Source organism: Vibrio mediterranei (assembly GCF_013364395.1).
In the GTDB taxonomy this organism is placed as follows: domain Bacteria; phylum Pseudomonadota; class Gammaproteobacteria; order Enterobacterales; family Vibrionaceae; genus Vibrio; species Vibrio mediterranei.
On the sequence record NZ_JABXGK010000001.1, the window covers coordinates 926,275 to 945,982 of the forward strand.

Sequence of the window (19,708 nt, forward strand, 5' to 3'; positions counted from 1 at the left end):
GACCGATTTTGACGCGATAAGGACTCTATCAGAAAACTGATGAAACCCTTATTTATTAAGCCTAAGTTGGCTTATTGCCTGTCTTGGTCAAAATCTCCGTGGAAATGGTAGTGATCAGACACACTGTCGGCGGCTTTTAGCTTTTCACCAATACGCAGATTTCGTTTTTCTGCACCGGTGAAGAGTCCACCAAAGGCTAGTCCCCAATCGACTAACCCTGCATAGTCAGAGCGTTTCGAAAGTGCTTGAGGAACGGTAAATAACTCTTTATTTGCAAAGAGTTCGTTGAAGATCAATTCAATATCAGAGGTGCCAAAAGGCGGCTCAAAACATGAGGACTAGATAAAACAAAGGCTCGAACCTAGGTTAGGTTCAAGCCTTGAGTTGAAATTAGAAGTTAGACGGCTGTGGCGGAATTAGCCGATGAAATGCGACCAAAATATGGATGACCAGATCATAAGTGCTAAACCAATTGCCAGAAACACAGCGGCAGAGCCGAGGTCTTTTGCGCGGCCTGAAAGCTCATGACGTTCTAAACCGATTCGATCAACAACGGCTTCAACCGCTGAGTTCATCAGTTCGACTATCATGACAAATACAACACTACCGACCAGAGCCACTTTCTGAAAAAGAGAAACATCGATGAGCAAAGCAATAATAACAGCGGCAATCAGTGCGACCACTTCTTGACGAAAGGCCGCCTCGTTCTTCCATGCTGCTATTAGCCCCGACCAAGAATATCGGGCGGCATAGATAATACGTTTAATTCCGGTGTTTTTTTGTATTTCACTCATAGTGTTAATTCAACTTCATTATTAGGGCATCGTTGCGATTGTTCGCATCTTGATCATCGACCGATTTAGAAATATTGGCGATCATTTGGAACTCTTCATGAGTCCAGATCTCTTTCTCATTTAATGCGGACGGCAGTATATCAAACGAAGCGATCTTGTCAGCAGCAACGAGCTGTAATTGACCAAACTGTTCAAGCTCGTTCAATGATGACAAGGAAAGTGGTGTACCTTTAGTGACTCCATTTGGGACCAAATCTAGGCTGTAGTGGTAATCGCGAGTCTTAACTACCCATTTATTTGGTAAGCGTTTGCTACTATCCCACCAGATACCATCCAGCTTTTTAAGCTGTGCGATGGTGGTGTCTTCGTCTTGGGCATCTAACATCTTTAGGTGTTTTCTGAAGTATTGTGGAAATAACACGACAAAGGCATCTTGAGTGATGTCAGGGTTGATCTTAATGATCTCCATCGCGATTAGCGCACCTAGCATATTTGAGTACAAATCTTCTGGAGAGAAGGCGGAAGGATACTCTTTAAACCCGCCGACAGACACTAACCCATACCATTGAGCAATTTCATGCCACTGTGCAAGGCGAAACGCCAATAAACCTGCGAGCTTTGCCTCTTCGTTGTTAGCTGAGTCAAGCTGGTCTAAATTATTGAACACGATTCTTCGAGCACGAAGTTCTGGCGTCAGAGCCAATTCAAATTCGTCACTGTCGCGATTTTTGATGCTGTGATATAGGTATAAGGTGAAGTCTGCTGTATCTCTCACATGCGCGGTATCGATGAAGCCACCTTTATTTGAGAATATCAGACCGTTAACTTCGTCTGACGTGCCGATAAGACTGCCTATGACACTCGAAGAACCATCATTAAACACATGAGCATCAACGTCTTCGACATTAAGTACGTTTTTAATGGAGTAGAAAGGGACGGGAACGCTTCCTAGCTCTGCTTTTAGGCCTGTTCCAAAGGCGCAGCATGGTCTTATCCCTACTGGTACAGTGTTTACGTCCGCAAAACTAGGCTGAACAAACGTAAAAGCTAAACTAAGTAGTAATAATATTCTTCTCATAATCAACCAAAAATCAGTATGTGGAACAAAAAAACGGCAAAGTGTGCAGTTTACACAGCCTTGCTTTGTCAAAAAAATGCAAGAATTTATGGTGACGATAATAAATCAATGAATTGATGAGGTTTACCATTTCGTGCCAGCAGCGATTTCTACGTGGTTTCTGCCTCGCTTTTTGGCGGCGTAGAGGGCTTCATCCGCATTTTCAAGCATGTTTTGTGGAGTAATTGGATGGTCACCTAAGTGCTGAAACGCGACACCAATGGAAATGGTCACAATGTCATAAGGGTCATTACCGGAATGCGTGATGTTGAGTTTCTCTACTTCTTGTCGCATTTGCTGTGCCAGCACGACACTCTCTTCTTGTGAGGTATTGACGAGAAGTGCACAAAACTCTTCTCCCCCAATTCTTGCCACCATATGACCACAGGGCGACAACACCTGCTTGAGTGCTTGCGCCACATAACGAAGGGCAAAGTCTCCTTGGACATGACCATAGGTGTCGTTGTATTGCTTAAAGTGGTCGACATCTATCATCATAGTCGTAATGGTACTAACAAAGAGGCTTTCGGTGTTGTGGGCGAGCTCAGACATAAAGGGACGGCGGTTGGGTAGGCCAGTTAGTTCATCTGTTTCGGCAGCGATATGTAACCTGCGATTTGTTTCGATGAGCTCATCTTGTAAGGCAGTCATCTCGTTATGATTTTTCAAGCGAATATGCAGTTCACTAACGGTGGTTGATAATCGACTTAAAATGGTTTTCTGTGTTTCTGTCCATTGCTGGTGATGATGCAAGTTAGACGCACTCAATATGCCGAAGACAGACTGACCATCAATAAGAGGAAATAGAGCAATAGAGCTGACATTCTGGGCTCTGAGTAGTGCGTATTCAGTTTGTGCACTGTCTTTAATCGATTCGATGTCATCAATAATGATGGGGTCGAGAGACAGTAAACGCCTTTGCAGTAATGTCATGGCTTCGATATTAAAACCTTCACCTAAAGGATTTTTTGAACCATCAGCCCGCCATGAATAGCTAAACGTGGCCATCTGTTCTTGGATTGAGAGTATGCTGATACGATCAATTTCTAAAACTCGTCCTATCGGTTCAAACGCGCTATACATCACTTCGGTAACATTATCTTCGTTACATGTGAGAATGTTTAATGACATATCTGCCAAAATGCGATGTAACTTACTTTGCGTTTTGTACGCTTCCGTTTGCTGTTCAATAGAATGTTTAAGTTGACTCTGATGCTGCAATAGCTGGCGTTCAGTTTTTTTCTGTGCCGCAATCGCATTTCGAGAAGTGTTGTTTAGGTTTTGCAAGGCGTGAGCAACGTAAGTTAACTCATCTTTACGCTCAGTTAAGCTGTGGGGCAGTTTAACTTTGCTTGAAGTTCTTGGACTAATATCTTTCGAAAGACGATAGAGTTCTAAGAGTGGCGTCGTGATCAGCTTACGAACAATAAAGAGAATAACGACAAGAATAATAACAGCTTCGATAATATTAAGTAGCAACCCCAATGCAAGCTTAGATATCACCTCTTCTTGGATAATGCTGTCGTCAATCATGTAGGAGATGTTGCCTAGGTAGCGGCCGTTATATCGCAGTTCCAATATCGAGGGACTGGTTTTGATGTTTGGTGATAAATTGGCGTCTAAATAGGTGCCATCGACACCAGTTAATCGAATATTACGAATGTAATCATCTTCACTGATGCTCAGCATAAGTTGCTGAAGTTGAGAGAGGTCTAGATCCCACAATGATTCTGCAATGGGATAGGTGAGCGAATGTACATGCGCTCGAGCATGTTTGTTCACTTTGTGTATTTCTTGTCGATAATCAATGTAGGCTTGAATAGCGATGTTGAAGAGTGTCAACGTACCAGTGACGATAATCAAAATAGTGATAATTTTGTTGCGGATGGACATAGCATTGAAGCGCTGCATCTATCGTTCACTCACTTTTGACAACAAAAGGGTCGATTGGGTTGGCAAAAATGTCGATATTTTCGAAGTCTATGTTGCTCCATGCTTTGTCCTCAAGCGTAGAGAAAAGCTCAGAGGGGTAACGAATGATTTGAAATAGATTGAATTTGGTTCTTTGTGGCCAACGCTGGTCTTTCTGGTGATGATGAATCTTAACCATTTGCAAGCCGACTGCTGTGAAGTGTCCACCTCCCAAAGAAGTAATGTGTCCGTCTTTCAGTTCCGATAATACCGACTGTGAGGTGTTGATCGTGCTAATAAAGATGTCGTTGCCGATACTGCGTCCCGCTTCGCTAATTGCTTTTTGAGCACCAAATGCCATGTGATCGTTGGCGGTCCAGATGTAACGGACTTTTGAATGGCGTTTAAGCAGGACTTTGGTTTGTTCATAAGCCAGATCCTCTCGCCAGTCTCCGTAAACTCGCTGCGCAACCGTAGTGTGTTCTTGCTGCATCACAAACGCCATAGCACCTGCTTCGCGATTGTTTGAGGCTGGAGTGTTTTTATCTCCTGACAGGATTAAGAAGGCGCCTTGTTTATCCTTTCCTTTTTGATACAGTTCTTTGGCAGTGAGATATCCGATATTAAAGTTATTGGGAAATACGCCAGGCATAAGTCGCGTATTCCATATTGGATCGGTTCGCAGCGTTTGTTTGTTTGAAGGGGAGAGGTCGTTAAGTACGAAGGAAACAAAGCAATTTGATTCAGATAGCATGTTCAATAATGCAAGGCCGTTGCTTTTTTCGTTAACGAGAACGACATAGTCGGGCTTGGGTAAAACTTGCATCCGTTCTGCAAGCAACTGTTGTGTCAGAATGTGGTCTCTGTTGCCGTGAAGTATCTCTAAGGTTAAGCCAAGCGAGGATGCCGCTGCTTGAGCGTAGCCGTCAACGTCTCCCCAGAAGCTCTCATCGGCGAAGCCTGGGTTAACGAATAGAACTCTTGTCGTCATGTTCTGGTTCGCACTCAACGCGAACGGACTATGAATGATAAGCAAGCAGCATATCAACCAAATGGATCTCCAAATCATACTAACACTCCCTGTGTTAGAGAAAATTATGGGATTTAGATCACGTTAAGTCGAATGGATTGGTTTGAATTTGTTGCAGATTATTCGAGTTTCTCATTTCTTGAACGCTTTTTTGGTTTTGAGATAGCAGAAATGAAAGACATCAGCCACGAGGTAGGGCGTGGCTGATGTGGGTTTGCTTATAGGGATAAAGGTTTTGATTTTATGATTCGTTTTGCCCAAGCCCTTGCGGGATGCAGTTGTGATAAAACATCCACGGGTAGCGGAAGAGGATCACCGCAAATCTCAGAGGCTAATAGCTCAGCCAAAAGTGGCGCAGAACTCAGTCCTCTAGAGCCTAAACCGAGCATACAATATAAGCCGCCATAATTCGGAAGTTCACTTAACGTGTTGTCGTCCTCGGAATAAGAGGCATCCAGCTTATCAAAATCACACACTTGACCAACGAAGGGTAAGTGATCTCGACTTACGGTGCGAATCCCCTGTCGTGACTGGTTATCTGAGGTGTCTACCTCATTTACCCATTCGACGTCTCGAATACAGTGTCTGAGTTTTTCTGCATTTTCGAACTGAGCTTGTTGATCAAATTGGTTATCGATGTGTTTTCGATCGTAGCTTGCGCCGATGCAATGGGTGCCTGTTTGTGGATTGTTTGGCGTCATGTAACCGTCATAACATAGCACCGACTTTAGCGATTTGAGCTTATCTGTCGTCTGAATATGGCTGACTTGTCCTTTTACCGCCGTAAGATGCAGTTTCTCTGTTTGTTTTATAGCACTGAATTTATGGCCATTAGCAACGATAACTGTGTCGAAGTGAGTTTGATGGATAGTGCCGTCAACGAGGATGACTTGCCACTTTCCATCCTGCGCTTGTTTTAGCTCAGCTACTTCTAAATTAAAGTAAGCACTACTTTTTCCATCGTTTACACTACTTTGGATTAGACCTTGAGTGAGCTGGAATGGACATAACCAACCTCCGAGAGGGTAGTGAATGCTCGCATGCGGCGAAGGGAGGCCGATGGTCTCTGAGGTTTGTTCTGCATCCAACTTATGGATAAGCGCTGTCGGAAAGCCTCCTGACAACATACGTTCGAGTTTAGTAGCAGATTTTTCGTCCCACATCAGTTGCGTGACACCGCACCAGTCGTGGTCGTAAGGGATTGTGGTTGCTGCTTGCTCCGCAAACTGGCGGGCATAAATAAATGCTGGAGCAAACACTCTCGATACGCCTTTGTGTTCGCCGTTAAGAAGTGGGTAAACCGCACCTTGTTTGTTTCCGGATGCACCTTGAGCAGGTTCACTGTCTTTGCAAAATAGTTGACTGTGAATTCCTCGATTTGCTAACGCTTTTGTTAGGCAAGCACTGGCAATACCGCCACCAATGATGGCTACTTGTTCTGGTGTATTTAGATTTGGTCGATAATACAGTGAGTGATAGTTTGTGAATGGCATTTTCTGAGCGATTTGACCGACAATCATGTCACGCTTTGTGCCAAAACCTTTGGCTTTACGCATATCGAAACCAGCTTCGATTAAACCTCTTCGAACAAAACCTGCTGCCGTGAACGTTGCACAAGTACAATCTAGTTTACCGAGCTTAACCATGCCGTTAAACAGCTCTTGATTCCACATCTCTGGGTTCTTACTTGGCGCAAAACCATCTAAGAACCAACAATCTACTATACCTTCGTTTGGTGTGGGTACTAGCGGCATGCAGTCTTTTATATCGCCAAACCAGAGATCCAGCGTTATCGCGCCATCCGCTAAGACAATGCGATGACATTCCGGTACAGCCATAGGGTAATGTGCTTGCAACTGTTCGGCATAAGGCGCTAACTCCGGCCATGCTTGATGCGCTTTTTCTAGATCGGTTTTTGAGAGAGGGTATTTCTCAAAGCTAATAAAATGCAGTTCTTGAAGTGTCGAATCCGGGTTGCTCATTCGGAACTGTTCGAACCATTGCCATACTGCGAGGAAATTGAGGCCGGTACCAAATCCGGTTTCAGCAATGACAAAACGTCGTTGTTCGAAATCCTGCCAACGCTCCGGAAGGCGATTTTGTTTCAAAAAAACGTAACGTGTTTCTTCTAACCCATTGACATTAGAGAAGTAAACATCGTCAAATTGGTCTGAAACTGGAGTACCCGACTCATTCCAGTCGAGTTGAGCGTGAGTGATGGAAGTCATAATATTGACACTTAACTTGTGTTATACCCGTTACTAGAAAGTTATCACAACTACAGTTATTAGGGCATCGATAGCATTTATTGGTGCGGATTGTACGAATTTATGGGAAAGCTGACCACTTATATCCTGTATCTTCGTTATCATTTAGCAGTTTTTGAATTTATAGGAAAGTCACATGAAACGAGTCGTAATTACCGGTATGGGTATTGTTTCGAGCATCGGTAACAACGTAGAAGAAGTTTTAGCGTCTCTAAAAGCAGGCCGTTCTGGTATTAACGCCTCTGAGCAGTTCAAAGAGATGGGCCTTCGTTCTCAAGTGTGGGGCGACCTGAAAATCAACCCTGCTGAGCACATTGATCGTAAAAAAATGCGCTTTATGGGTGATGCTGCGGCATACGCTTATCTATCTATGGAACAAGCCATTGCTGATGCGGGTCTAACAGAAGACCAAGTGTCAAATGACCGTACGGGTATTGTTGCTGGTTCTGGTGGTGCTTCAGCACTAAACCAAACACTTGCGGTAGACACTATTCGCGAGAAAGGCGTGAAGCGTGTTGGTCCTTACATGGTACCTCGTACTATGTCTTCAACTGTTTCTGCATGTTTGGCTACTCCATTTAAAATCCGTGGTGTGAACTACACGATGAGTTCTGCATGTGCGACGTCGGCACACTGTATTGGCCATGCGATGGAACTGATTCAACTTGGTAAACAGGACATCGTATTTGCTGGTGGTGGTGAAGAGCTTGATTGGACTCAAACTATGATGTTTGATGCTATGGGCGCACTATCTACTAAATACAACGAAACACCAGAAAAAGCCTCTCGCACTTACGATGCAAACCGTGACGGTTTTGTTATCTCTGGTGGTGGCGGTATGGTTGTTGTCGAGGAACTTGAGCACGCTCTAGCTCGTGGCGCGACTATCTACGGTGAAATCGTAGGTTACGGTGCAACTTCTGATGGCTACGACATGGTAGCACCATCTGGCGAAGGTGCGGTTCGTTGTATGAAGATGGCGATGCAAGATGTAGAAGTGATTGATTATGTAAACACTCACGGAACATCAACTCCTGTTGGCGACGTAAAAGAACTGGGCGCTATTCAAGAAGTATTCGGCGGCAATAGCCCTGCAATCTCAGCGACAAAAGCAATGACAGGTCACGCATTAGGAGCAGCTGGTGTTCATGAAGCAATTTATTCTGCGCTAATGCTACATCACAGCTTTATTGCACCAAGCATCAACGTTGAAGAACTGGATGAAGCAGCCCAAGGCCTAGATATTGTTACTGAAACTCGTGAACAAGAACTGAATACAGTGATGTCAAACAGCTTTGGCTTTGGCGGTACTAACGCAACGTTAGTATTGAAAAAGTATCAAGGCTAAGACTGGATAATCAGTTATTATGATTTCCAGAGCTGACCAGTGAAAATTGGTCGCAGACGCAAGTTTTAACCCCTGGAGAGCGGGTTAAAATCCTTTTGTTCTGGATATTGCCCAGCCATTATTGGCTGGGCATTTTTCTATCTAGGGAATTTGAAAAGAGTTCTCTCGACACTGTGGTGAAGATCTTGCACAATTCATGCCTAGGTAAGGACAACACCCTTTGGACAAAACAATGAAGATTATTGTTGATGAAGCAATGCCTTATGCTGTCGAATTGTTCGAGCAGCTAGGTGAAGTGATAGCGAAACCAGGACGTGAGCTAACTGCTGACGACCTTAATGACGTTGACGCGCTGATGATACGTTCGATCACAAAAGTGAATGAATCGTTGTTAGAAAAAGCGAACAAATTGAAATTTGTCGGTACAGCGACAGCAGGCATGGATCATGTTAATCAAGCATTGTTGCAACAGCGTGGTATCTTTTTCACTGCTGCGCCAGGTTGCAATAAGGTTGGCGTTGCGGAATACGTGATCAGTAGCTTGATGGTTATTGCTCAGCAACAAGGCTTCTCTATTTTTGATAAAACAGTGGGCATTGTTGGTTGTGGTCAAGTTGGAAGCTATCTCCAAAAATGTTTACAAGGTATTGGTATTAAGGTTCTGCTCAACGACCCTCTTAAGCAGCAACAAGGCGATAGCCGTGAATTTACCGATCTAGATGTACTGTTGGAGCAATCTGATGTCATCACTATGCACACGCCAATCACACGAGATGGTGAATTTCCGACTCATCATTTAATCGATGAAGCGCGTTTAAACAATTTTAGATCTGACCAAATCTTAATAAATGCAGCACGAGGTCCTGTGGTGGATAATGCTGCTCTAAAGCAGCGACTACTTAAGAATGATGGGTTTACTGCTGTTCTTGATGTGTTTGAGTTTGAACCAGTAGTTGATTTCGACCTGCTTCCTCTGTTAACGTTCGCGACCCCTCATATTGCAGGCTATGGTTTAGAAGGTAAAGCTCGCGGTACCACTATGATCTTCAATAGCTATTGCGAATTTTTGCAGCTATCTGAACGTGCTAACCCAGATGCTTTATTACCTATTGCACCCATTCCACAAATTACATTAGATAGAGAGTGGGATGAAGCGACACTGCATAGCATGACTCAAATCATCTATGATGTACGCAAAGACGACGCAATTTTCCGCCGTGAAATTCACAATGAAGGCGGCTTTGATAAAATGCGCAAAAATTATTGGGATAGGCGTGAATATGGCGCCATCCTTGTTAAGGGTAGCGATTCATGCAATTTAGCACCTTTAGCAGAACTAGGATTTCAAATCGAGGTAACCAATGAGCCAACAATTTAATATTGCTGTATTTGGAGCAACCGGCGCTGTAGGTGAAACTATGGTGGAAGTGCTTCAAGAACGCGAATTTCCAATGGGTGACATTTACTTGCTGGCTAGCGAGCGTAGTGAAGGTAAAACTTATCGCATTAATGGCAAAACCGTTCGAGTAGAGAATGTAGAAAACTTTGACTGGTCTCAGGTTCACATCGCACTGTTCTCTGCTGGTGGTGAGCAATCAGCTAAGTGGGCACCAATTGCGGCCGATGAAGGTGTAGTTGTTATCGATAACTCCTCAAACTTCCGCTATGAGTATGATGTTCCTTTGGTTGTTCCGGAAGTTAATCCAGAAGCGATTGCTGAGTTCCGTAACCGTAACATTATCGCTAACCCAAACTGTTCAACTATTCAAATGTTGGTTGCATTGAAGCCTATTCATGACGCAGTAGGCATTGACCGTATTAATGTCACGACGTATCAGTCAGTGTCTGGCGCGGGTAAAACAGGTATTGATGAGCTAGCGGGTCAAACGGCAATGCTACTAAATGGCAAACCAGTTGAAAATAAAGCATTTAGCCAGCAAATCGCATTTAACTGTATTCCACAGATTGACCAGTTTATGGACAACGGCTACACCAAAGAAGAAATGAAAATGGTGTGGGAAACTCAGAAGATTTTCAATGATGCGAGCATCATGGTGAACCCAACGTGTGTTCGAGTTCCAGTATTCTACGGACATGCTGAGGCGGTACACTTAGAAACTCGTGCACCAATTTCAGCGGAAGAAGTGACGCAACTGTTAGAACAAACGGACGGTATTGAAGTATTCCATGGTGAAGATATGCCAACTCAAGTTCGTGATGCGGGTGGCAAAGACCACGTTATGGTTGGTCGTATTCGCAATGACATCAGTCACCACAGTGGTATCAACCTATGGGTAGTGGCAGACAACGTGCGTAAAGGCGCAGCGACGAATGCGGTGCAAATTGCAGAAGTGTTAATTCGTGATTACTTCTAAACGCGTTACGTTCGATTTAAGTTGATAATTAAAGGCCTCTTGTTAGAGGCCTTTGTTCTGTATAGTGTGACAAAATTGGTACGAATATCATGCTTGAATCATGTTTTTTCAAGGCTGAGCTATAGTTTTGCAGTGATTATCCGATATAGTACCAAGATTAGATTTGTATTTTTTATCGCAGACAGCTGAGCCTTCCATGCATCATTTTTTAAAGCCTTTGCTGGTGACACTTGCACTAGCAGGAGCGACGACTTCTTTTTCTATCAGCGCTGATACTATTCGATTAACTGGTCCTAACGGTGAAGCTCTGGCTGCGCCACAGTTTTCACAGCCAATTCGTAATCAAGTTACTCCAGATTCTGACACGCCTGCTCGCTATTATGGGCCCACTAAAGTCAACGAAACTCTTTGGTCGATTGCAAGTCGGTTCAAACCAGTAGACGCTACAGTACAACAAACGATTTACGCCTTTTATCAACTCAACCCTGCTGTATTTGAGCAAAACAATATTCACAAGCTGGTACCTAACAGCGAGCTACGCATCCCGTCTGACGCTCAAATCAATCGTGTCGATTTACAAGAAGCCTTAGCCGTACTTGCTGCCCATCAAAATAAACTCAATTCAGCAGCGACGCAGAGACAGGCCAAGGTGGTCGCTGAATTAAAACCTGCGGTAAAACCGCTTGATGTGAAACCAACGGTTGAAACATCGGCGACAACCAAATCAGTTCCTTCGCAAGTAACGAAAGAAAAAGTTTCGGACACCAAACCTCAGACAGGTATAGAGCAAGTTATTCCAGCAGCGAAAGGCTTAATTGAGTCGGGTGAGATCAAGCCGCCAGCACAAGAGCTAACTCAAAAGCTTCAGGAAGAGTTGACGCGTTCAGAAAGTGAATTGCTTTCCCTGGAAGAGCGTAATCATCAATTGAGGTTGATGTTGTCAGAAGTCCAAAATGAAGTGGAAGTTCTAAAAACTGAAGTTAGCAACGAAGAGCGTATTCGTACAGAGGTTGAGCGACAGCTCAGTGAAGAGAAACGCAAGCAAGCAGAGATGGCAAGGCTTGCGCCGAGCAAGTTGGATACTTGGTTAGCTAAGCCTTGGTTTGTTGCCTTATTAGCATTTGTTCCTGCATTGCTGATCGGCTTGTTGGTAATGATGGTTTTACGATCTCGTAAGCAAAAGACGCAGATTGCTAGTAATCAAGAAGCCAATACCTCAAACCCGTCTTCTGATGTTGCAGCAGCGACTGCTGGTGTTGCTACTGCAGCTGTTGCGGTTGAAACTCTGGATGATGATAGCCCGTTCTCGGATGATCTCCTTGCTGGGATTGAGGAAGATGATGACAGTAGCCAACTAGAGGTAGAGCAACAGCCAGAAGATGATATTTTCGCCGATTTGAATGATAGCGAGCTTGATTTCAATTTAGACGATGATGACGAAGACCCGTTTGCCAGTATCGACGAAGATGGTGAATTGGATATCGGTTTTGTTGATCTGGACGCGAGTAATAACGGCATCAGCGTTAAAGATGGTGAAAAGGCATTAGGTCTTGAAGAAATGGAACGTGCACTCAACGATGTTGCCGTTCCAGATGCAGAAGATGACCTCGATTTAAACTTGTCTGATACAGATTCAGAGCCTGTTTCTCAACAAGAACTCGACGATCTATTCGCTGATTTTAACGGCACGTCTAGTACTGAAATGGCTGACCTTGATTCGGAGGAACCTGAAAGCTCACTAAATCAAGCGGACATGGACGAGTTACTGGCGGGTGATAGCTTTGATCTAGAAAGTGATGGTGACTTCAATCTGGATGAGCTAGATATTGAGACGGATAACAAAACCGCATCAGAGATGACGCCAGAGCAAGCAGATGAACCTGTTGACAATGCCGATATTGATGACCTTTTTGCCCAGTTCTCACAAATAGACGCAATGCCTGAAGCGCCACAGTCTAATACCTCTGAACTGGCACAAGACGAAGAAATCACACTTCTAGACGATATGCTGGACGAGGATTTTGAGCTGTCTGATTTGGATGATTCTGATCTAATGCTCGATGAAATAGTCGATGCTGATGAGAAAGAAACCACTGACAAGGAGTTTGAATCTTCCGAGAATTTAGACCTAGATGACGTCACTTTACTGGCAGATGAAGACTTAGAGCTTGATGAAAACAATACCGACTTACTTGATGAGTTACTGTTTGAAAGTACGTTAGGCGATCCAACCTCTGATGAGAAACAAGCTGTTGATCTTGACCCGTTTGCCTCTGACGACCTAATCGGCGCAGATATTGATTTAGATAGTGAAATCGAAGACAGCAAACTTGAACTTTCTGACCTTGAGCCATCAAACCTTGAGCCTTCAACAGTAGAAGCCGAATCTCCACTAGCACAACAGCCTGAGAATGACGACGTAATGGCTGTGGCAGAAAGTACTGATGTAGAAGAACGTGCAGATGTAGATAAGTTGGTCGAAGAGAGCACGGCTGCCGCAGCGCAAAATGTAACTGAAGAGCAGCGCTTAGAGGATGACCTCGATCTGGCATTAGATGCTGAGTTGCTACCAGCTACTGCTGAGGCTGAGCAAGTCAATATCGAAGAGCTAGATTCGATGGATGTGTCTTCATCTTCGCAAGCTCCCGCCGTCGATGCGCAGTCTCAAGTGGAAGAGCCATCAAAAATAGATGACTTAAATAATAATGTTCCTGACGTTGATTCTACTCCAGATGAACTAGGTATTGCTGAAGCGCCGTTAACGTCAAGTTTTGAAAGCGAAGCTTCGCAAGAGAACGAGCGACATCACGAGGCGCATCAGCAACAAACGTCAGCCAGTGACAATGTTAGTACTGCATTTGAAGATGAGTTCGATTTCTCTCCTGAAATTGAAGGGGTAGGAGAGTCTGACACAACGCCGCGTGATGATTCGCAAGAACAGAAAGAACTTGAAGCTTTGATGGCGAATGAGTTTGGAATTCCTCAAGATGATGATTGGTTGATAGATGATGAAATTACTCCGCTAACTGAGCTAGAAACTGAACTGGTGGAATCATCTCAAGAAGAGTCGGAAGATGACTTTTTAGCCAAAGCTTTGCAAAGTGAATACAACGAAGAAAATGCCTTCGCCGATGCAGAGGGGGACGCTGAGGATACATTACAGCCGGATTCGGAACTGGCTGCCGATTTTGCTATGGCCGATGATGAACTGCCTGAGTATAGCGAAGAAGATGCGCTTGCTGATGTGTTGGCAGGACAACCAATAGAGCAAGAGGCGTCTGAGCCTAGCGATGTTAGCGAAGCGGAGATTGAAGCTGTACTTCATGACATTGAATTGCCAGAAGAGGTAGAAGTTGCCCACAACACAGAGAGTGACATTGAAACTGCCCCTCAATCAGATGCTACTCAAACGGTGCCGGAGCGAGAGCCGATCGAAGAGTTTGATTTTCCTGATTACACCGAAGAGGACGCGTATGCGGATAGTGAGCAAGCAGAGCCTGAGCTTGTTCATGAGCCTTTGGTTCAGGATGAGATCACCGATGGCGCTATTTCGTTAGAGGATCTACCGGAATACGATGAGTCACAAGCTGCGGCGGATATGGAGTCGTCCGCTTCTGAACGCGAGCCGAGTTTTGCAGTTGAGCAAGACATGGTAGGTGAAACATTAGATCTCTCAGAAATTGATGCTCTAGCAGATGCTTTTTCTATGGTAGACATGTCAGCTATAGAGCAAGAAGGTCAGCTTGGGGAGCTGCTGCAAGAGGGCGAGCAAGCGTTCTCAAATATTAGCCCTGTTGACCAAACCACGGCGGATAGTGCTGGGATGGATTTAGGTGTGATGCTGCAAGACTCTCCAGACCAAGAAGGTGGAGAAGACTGGAATGGTTTCTCATTGACTGATGAGCAGCGAGCATCGATCGATCACCAAATCCCAGATGAAGAACAGGAAATTTGGAACAATACTCATGCTGGATCTTTAGTTGATGCCAGTGAAGAGGACTGGGCTTCCCAAGACCCTGTTGCCGACTTTGAGGACAGCGCAGATCAATTTATGACGATTGATGAGCTGATGGCACAGGTCGACGACAATGCTTCCGCTGATGAGGAAGAAGAGTTGAAATTAGATGTGGGATTGGATGAGTTCCCTGATGTCATTGGTCCAATTACCGAAGTCGATGTTGATTCGGATTCCGAAGCCGCAGGTAACCTCGACCTTGCCAAGATCTACATCGAAATGAACGATTTCGAGGGTGCGGTGAAATTACTTGAGAAAGCGCTACTAGAAGGTAGTGGCAATATTCAATCAGAAGCAAAGGCCTTGCTGGCTAAGCTTTCCGAATACCAGTAAGTAAAAGTGATGTAAAACGGCGGTTGAATGACCGCCGTTTTTGCTTTTACGCTTTGATGACAAAGGATTCACCACCTGCGGGTTTATACCTTTATGAGTTGGGTATATACTTTGCCCCCTTTGAAAATTGACAGATAGACAGAGAAAACGATGAAAGTTGCATTAGGTATCGAATATAACGGTGCAAACTACTACGGTTGGCAAAGACAAAGAGACGTCTCCAGTGTGCAAGAAGAACTGGAGAAAGCGCTATCGATCGTTGCAAATCAACCGGTAGAAGTACAGTGTGCTGGTCGAACAGATGCTGGTGTGCATGGCACTGGGCAAGTGGTTCATTTTGAGTCTTCTGTCATTCGTAAGCCAGCTGCCTGGACCATGGGCGTGAATGCGAATCTTCCTAAGGATATCGCTGTGCGTTGGGCAAAAGAAGTCCCTGAAGAGTTTCATGCTCGTTTTTCGGCGACCGCTCGACGCTATCGTTATGTGATCTTTAACCACGCATTGCGACCTGGCATTTTGTCTTCTGGTATTAGTCATTATCATGGCGAACTTGATGCAGAAAAAATGCACCAAGCAGGTCAATATTTGCTGGGCGAAAACGACTTCACCTCATTTAGAGCGGTTCACTGTCAGTCTCGAAGCCCATGGCGTAACATCATGCACCTCAATGTTTCTCGTCATGGACCGTATGTTGTGATTGATATCAAAGCGAATGCCTTTGTTCATCATATGGTGCGTAATATCACTGGCAGCCTGATTGTGGTGGGTAAAGGTGAGCAGCCACCAGAGTGGATTGAATGGCTATTGCAGCAGAAAGATCGCAAGCTAGCTGGCGCAACGGCAAAAGCTGAAGGCCTGTATTTGGTCGATGTGGATTATCCAAGTGAGTACCAGCTCCCAGAAGCACCAATTGGTCCACTATTTTTGCCGAATGATTTGAACTCTGGTTGGTAATTGTACTCGAAAATCAGTAGAGACTTTCGGCGTTACAAATATTTATGGCAATGTCACAAGGATAGGTACAACCAGTTTTTTATCTACAGTTAGCCTGTAATATGGTTTAATCCAACGGCATTAATTAGAATTTCAATCTCTCGCCATTAGGCGGGGGTCACAAGAGAAAAGGTCTTCCATGAGTTGGCTTGAAAAAATTTTAGAAAAAAGCAACATCGTTAGCTCGCGCAAAGCGTCTATCCCAGAAGGTATCTGGACTAAATGTACTTCCTGTGAGCAAGTACTTTATCATGCTGAATTAGAGCGTAATCTAGAGGTGTGTCCTAAGTGTGACCACCATATGCGAATGAAAGCGCGTCGTCGTCTAGAAACATTCCTAGATGAAGGTAATCGCGTTGAACTTGGTACTGAGCTTGAACCACAAGACAAGCTGAAGTTTAAAGATTCAAAGCGCTATAAAGAGCGTATCTCTGCTGCTCAAAAAAACAGTGGTGAGAAAGATGCACTCGTTGTCATGCAAGGTGAACTACTGGGTAACCCAGTCATCGCATGTGCATTTGAGTTCTCCTTCATGGGGGGCTCTATGGGCTCTGTGGTTGGTGCTCGTTTTGTTCGTGCAGTAGAAGCCGCTATAGAAAACAACTGTGGTTTAGTGTGTTTCTCTGCCAGTGGCGGTGCACGTATGCAAGAGGCACTAATGTCTCTAATGCAAATGGCGAAAACCAGTGCTGCACTTGAGCGCCTATCTCAAAAAGGTCTACCGTTCGTTTCTGTTATGACTGACCCAACTATGGGTGGTGTATCGGCGAGTTTAGCAATGCTGGGTGATATCAATATCGGTGAACCAAAGGCACTGATCGGTTTTGCTGGTCGTCGTGTTATCGAGCAAACGGTTCGTGAAGACTTACCAGAAGGCTTCCAACGTAGTGAGTTCTTACTTGAGCACGGTGCGATTGATATGATTGTTGACCGCCGTGAAATGCGTCAACGCGTAGGTAGCCTGCTTGCTAAAATGACAAATAAAGCGTCTCCTTTAGTGGTCTCTGTTGAAGATTCTCCAGAAGAACCTACATATGAAGTACCAGAAGCGGACGAAAAAGGGTAAAGTACTCACTAAGTTATCAAACGTTAAGATATTGACGGCTAAATGAGTTCACAATCCATTCCACAAGCCACATCTTCTTTACAGGTGTGGCTTGATTACTTAAATAGTATTCATACTAGTGCTATCGACCTAGGTTTAGATCGAGTTTCGGTAGTCGCCCAAAAAGGTCAATTGACCAAACCTGCCCCAACAGTCATTACCGTCGCTGGCACTAACGGTAAAGGCTCCACCTGCGCGCTTATGGAAGCAATCTTGCTAGATGCAGGTTATTCAGTCGGCGTTTATAGTTCCCCACACCTTATCCGTTACAACGAACGTGTTCGCGTTAATGGTAGCGATCTTCCTGATGAATCACACACTCGTGCGTTTGACTATATTGAAAAGCTACGCGGCGAAGTCAGCCTTAGCTTTTTCGAGTACGCGACGCTTGCCGCATTGCGACAGTTTCAGGAAAACAAAGTGGAAGTGGTTCTACTGGAAGTGGGCCTGGGTGGGCGTCTTGATGCAACCAATGTGGTTGATCACGACGTTTCGGTCATTACTAGCCTTGCAGTAGATCATGTTGATTGGCTGGGTGACGACATCAATGTCATTGGGTTCGAGAAAGCAGGAATCTTTAGATCTGGGAAGCCAGCAATATGTGGCCAACCAAAACCACCTGCAACTGTGCCTGCGCATGCTGATGATATTAAGGCGAATTTCTACCAAACGGGTATTCAATTTAACTACAAACTGACGTCTGAACACACATGGGCATGGCAACATGGCACATTCATGCTTGAGGACTTGCCCGTACCAGTTTTGCCGCTAATGAACGCCAACACTGCGTTGATGGCTTTAGGGGCGGCTGAATTAGACATTTCCGACGTCAATATCGTGAATGGCCTTAAGCAAGCGCGTCTTCCGGGTCGTATGCAGATGCTTACCGGATCGCCGGTGACCATTCTCGATGTGGCCCATAACCCCCATTCAGCAGAGTATCTGGTTGCACAGCTTTCTAAGCATTACCCAAATCGCAGATTTAAAGTCGTGATTGGTATGCTACATGATAAGGATATCGAAGAGACCATTCGAGTGTTAAACCCATTAACTGAAGATTGGTATCCGGCGTCATTATCAGGACCAAGAGCGGCGAGTGCAGACGAACTGTGCCAGCATTTAATGTCTGGCAATGTTCTAAAGCAATACGACAACCCAGTCAGTGCGTATCAAGCCGCGAAAAGTGAAGCAAAGTCAGACGATATGATTTTGGTCGTAGGATCCTTCCATACCGTTGGCGAAGTTCTTGAGCATTGTGAAAAGTTAGACGCTCAAGAGCAATAAAGTAATTAAGGAGTATCAATGGCGAGTAAATTTCAAAGCCGGTTGGTGGGTACCATAGTGCTGGTCGCAGTTGGTGTCATCATTTTACCTGACCTACTTGATGGTAAAAAGCTTCATTACAAAGAAGAATTTGCCAGTATTCCACTTAAGCCTGAAATTAGCGCTCAAGTAGAGAGCTTTGAGGTACTAGAGCCAGAAGAAGACACATCGGTGTTACCTGACTCGCCTGTTCAAGCAACAGTAGGGGAAGAACTGGCAGCAACACCTGAGCAGCAGGCCGAACAAGATAAGCGTGATATCGTGGATGTTGCAGTGAAAGAAGTGCCTGAGCGTAATGAGTATGCTGATAGTGCATGGATTATTCAGCTTATGGCCCTTAAGAATGCGGATAATGCCCGCGGTCTTGTTGCTGACCTACAAAAACGCGGCTATCAAGCACATGTAAAACAGGAAGCCACCTTTACGCGTGTCATCATAGGTCCAGATGTTTCAAAAAGTAAACTTGAGAAGCAATTGCTAGAATTGGAGAAAATTACCGGTTCAAAAGGTCAATTGCTCAAATTTAAACCACTAAATCCATAAGAAAACGTTTGCGTCGCGGATTTTTCTGTTAAAATGCGCGCCAACTTGAGATGAAGAATTCATGAATTGGTTAGATTTTGTCATTTTAGGTGTGATTGGGCTTTCAGCTTTAATCAGTTTAGTTCGCGGATTTGCCAAAGAGGCAATGTCTTTAGTGATATGGTTCGGCGCATTTTTTATTGCCAGCCAGTACTACGCAAAACTTGCGGTGTACTTTACTAATATCGAAGATGAGATGTTCCGAAATGGCGCCGCAATTGCTGCCCTATTTGTTGCCACACTGATTGTTGGGGCGTTAATTAATTATGTTTTAGGGCAGTTAGTGCAAAAAACGGGTCTATCGGGTACTGACAGAGTATTAGGTATCGTATTTGGCGCGCTTAGAGGTGTGTTAATTGTTTCTGCGGTATTGTTCTTTGTTGATACCTTCACGACACTAAATAGCAGTGAATGGTGGGAGTCTTCCCAACTTGTTCCGCAATTTAAACTTGTGATACAGCCGTTTTTTGAACACATCGAAGCAACTTCTAGTTTCCTGTCTGGCGCCTAATGGC

Annotated in this window: 14 protein-coding genes and 1 pseudogene; 9 read left to right on the forward strand and 6 right to left on the reverse strand. The window is 44.6% G+C overall.

What is annotated here, in order from left to right; all coding sequences use genetic code 11:
* Positions 1 to 71 precede the first annotated feature (71 nt).
* The 6 genes and pseudogenes from HOP38_RS04510 to mnmC all read right to left on the reverse strand — a co-directional run.
* A pseudogene (locus HOP38_RS04510) lies at positions 72 to 329 on the reverse strand (hypothetical protein); the annotation flags it as partial.
* 87 nt (positions 330 to 416) lie between these two features.
* Positions 417 to 794 carry a diacylglycerol kinase gene (locus tag HOP38_RS04515; protein ID WP_006071338.1) on the reverse strand — a complete coding sequence of 126 codons (378 nt, stop codon included), beginning with the start codon at positions 792 to 794 and terminating at the stop codon, positions 417 to 419.
* Positions 795 to 798: 4 nt separating this feature from the next.
* Positions 799 to 1,872 (reverse strand): DUF4056 domain-containing protein, encoded by a 1,074-nt coding sequence (locus tag HOP38_RS04520; RefSeq protein WP_198557533.1) that lies wholly within the window; start codon positions 1,870 to 1,872, stop codon positions 799 to 801.
* 123 nt (positions 1,873 to 1,995) lie between these two features.
* Positions 1,996 to 3,822, reverse strand: a complete 1,827-nt coding sequence (locus tag HOP38_RS04525) for a GGDEF domain-containing protein (RefSeq protein WP_198557534.1) — start codon at positions 3,820 to 3,822, stop codon at positions 1,996 to 1,998.
* A 7-nt stretch (positions 3,823 to 3,829) separates the two neighbouring features.
* On the reverse strand, positions 3,830 to 4,891 hold the full coding sequence (locus HOP38_RS04530) for an ABC transporter substrate-binding protein (RefSeq protein WP_198557535.1): 1,062 nt from the start codon (positions 4,889 to 4,891) through the stop codon (positions 3,830 to 3,832).
* 179 nt (positions 4,892 to 5,070) lie between these two features.
* Positions 5,071 to 7,080, reverse strand: coding sequence for a bifunctional tRNA (5-methylaminomethyl-2-thiouridine)(34)-methyltransferase MnmC2/FAD-dependent 5-carboxymethylaminomethyl-2-thiouridine(34) oxidoreductase MnmC1 (gene mnmC / locus HOP38_RS04535; protein ID WP_198557536.1), 2,010 nt, complete (start codon positions 7,078 to 7,080; stop codon positions 5,071 to 5,073).
* A 175-nt stretch (positions 7,081 to 7,255) separates the two neighbouring features.
* On the opposite strand from mnmC, the gene fabB reads away from it, so the two are divergent.
* From fabB to HOP38_RS04580, 9 genes are all read left to right on the forward strand, one after another.
* Positions 7,256 to 8,467: a beta-ketoacyl-ACP synthase I gene (fabB, locus tag HOP38_RS04540; protein ID WP_006071332.1), complete on the forward strand. Its 1,212-nt coding sequence runs from the start codon at positions 7,256 to 7,258 to the stop codon at positions 8,465 to 8,467.
* Between the two features lie 232 nt (positions 8,468 to 8,699).
* On the forward strand, positions 8,700 to 9,845 hold the full coding sequence (locus HOP38_RS04545; protein WP_198557537.1) for a 4-phosphoerythronate dehydrogenase: 1,146 nt from the start codon (positions 8,700 to 8,702) through the stop codon (positions 9,843 to 9,845).
* Positions 9,829 to 10,842 (forward strand): aspartate-semialdehyde dehydrogenase, encoded by a 1,014-nt coding sequence (locus HOP38_RS04550; RefSeq protein ID WP_088876921.1) that lies wholly within the window; start codon positions 9,829 to 9,831, stop codon positions 10,840 to 10,842. Before HOP38_RS04545 ends, HOP38_RS04550 begins: the two co-directional genes overlap by 17 nt.
* Before the next feature lie 196 nt (positions 10,843 to 11,038).
* Positions 11,039 to 15,190 carry a FimV/HubP family polar landmark protein gene (locus tag HOP38_RS04555; RefSeq protein ID WP_198557538.1) on the forward strand — a complete coding sequence of 1,384 codons (4,152 nt, stop codon included), beginning with the start codon at positions 11,039 to 11,041 and terminating at the stop codon, positions 15,188 to 15,190.
* A 150-nt stretch (positions 15,191 to 15,340) separates the two neighbouring features.
* Positions 15,341 to 16,144 carry a tRNA pseudouridine(38-40) synthase TruA gene (gene truA, locus HOP38_RS04560; RefSeq protein ID WP_038229944.1) on the forward strand — a complete coding sequence of 268 codons (804 nt, stop codon included), beginning with the start codon at positions 15,341 to 15,343 and terminating at the stop codon, positions 16,142 to 16,144.
* 178 nt (positions 16,145 to 16,322) lie between these two features.
* Entirely contained in the window at positions 16,323 to 17,249 is a 927-nt protein-coding gene (gene accD, locus HOP38_RS04565) for an acetyl-CoA carboxylase, carboxyltransferase subunit beta (protein WP_006071327.1), read from the forward strand.
* 42 nt (positions 17,250 to 17,291) lie between these two features.
* Positions 17,292 to 18,572 carry a bifunctional tetrahydrofolate synthase/dihydrofolate synthase gene (gene folC, locus HOP38_RS04570; protein ID WP_198557539.1) on the forward strand — a complete coding sequence of 427 codons (1,281 nt, stop codon included), beginning with the start codon at positions 17,292 to 17,294 and terminating at the stop codon, positions 18,570 to 18,572.
* Positions 18,573 to 18,590: 18 nt separating this feature from the next.
* Entirely contained in the window at positions 18,591 to 19,154 is a 564-nt protein-coding gene (locus HOP38_RS04575; protein ID WP_198557540.1) for an SPOR domain-containing protein, read from the forward strand.
* Between the two features lie 61 nt (positions 19,155 to 19,215).
* Positions 19,216 to 19,704 carry a CvpA family protein gene (locus HOP38_RS04580; protein ID WP_006071324.1) on the forward strand — a complete coding sequence of 163 codons (489 nt, stop codon included), beginning with the start codon at positions 19,216 to 19,218 and terminating at the stop codon, positions 19,702 to 19,704.
* Positions 19,705 to 19,708 lie beyond the last annotated feature (4 nt).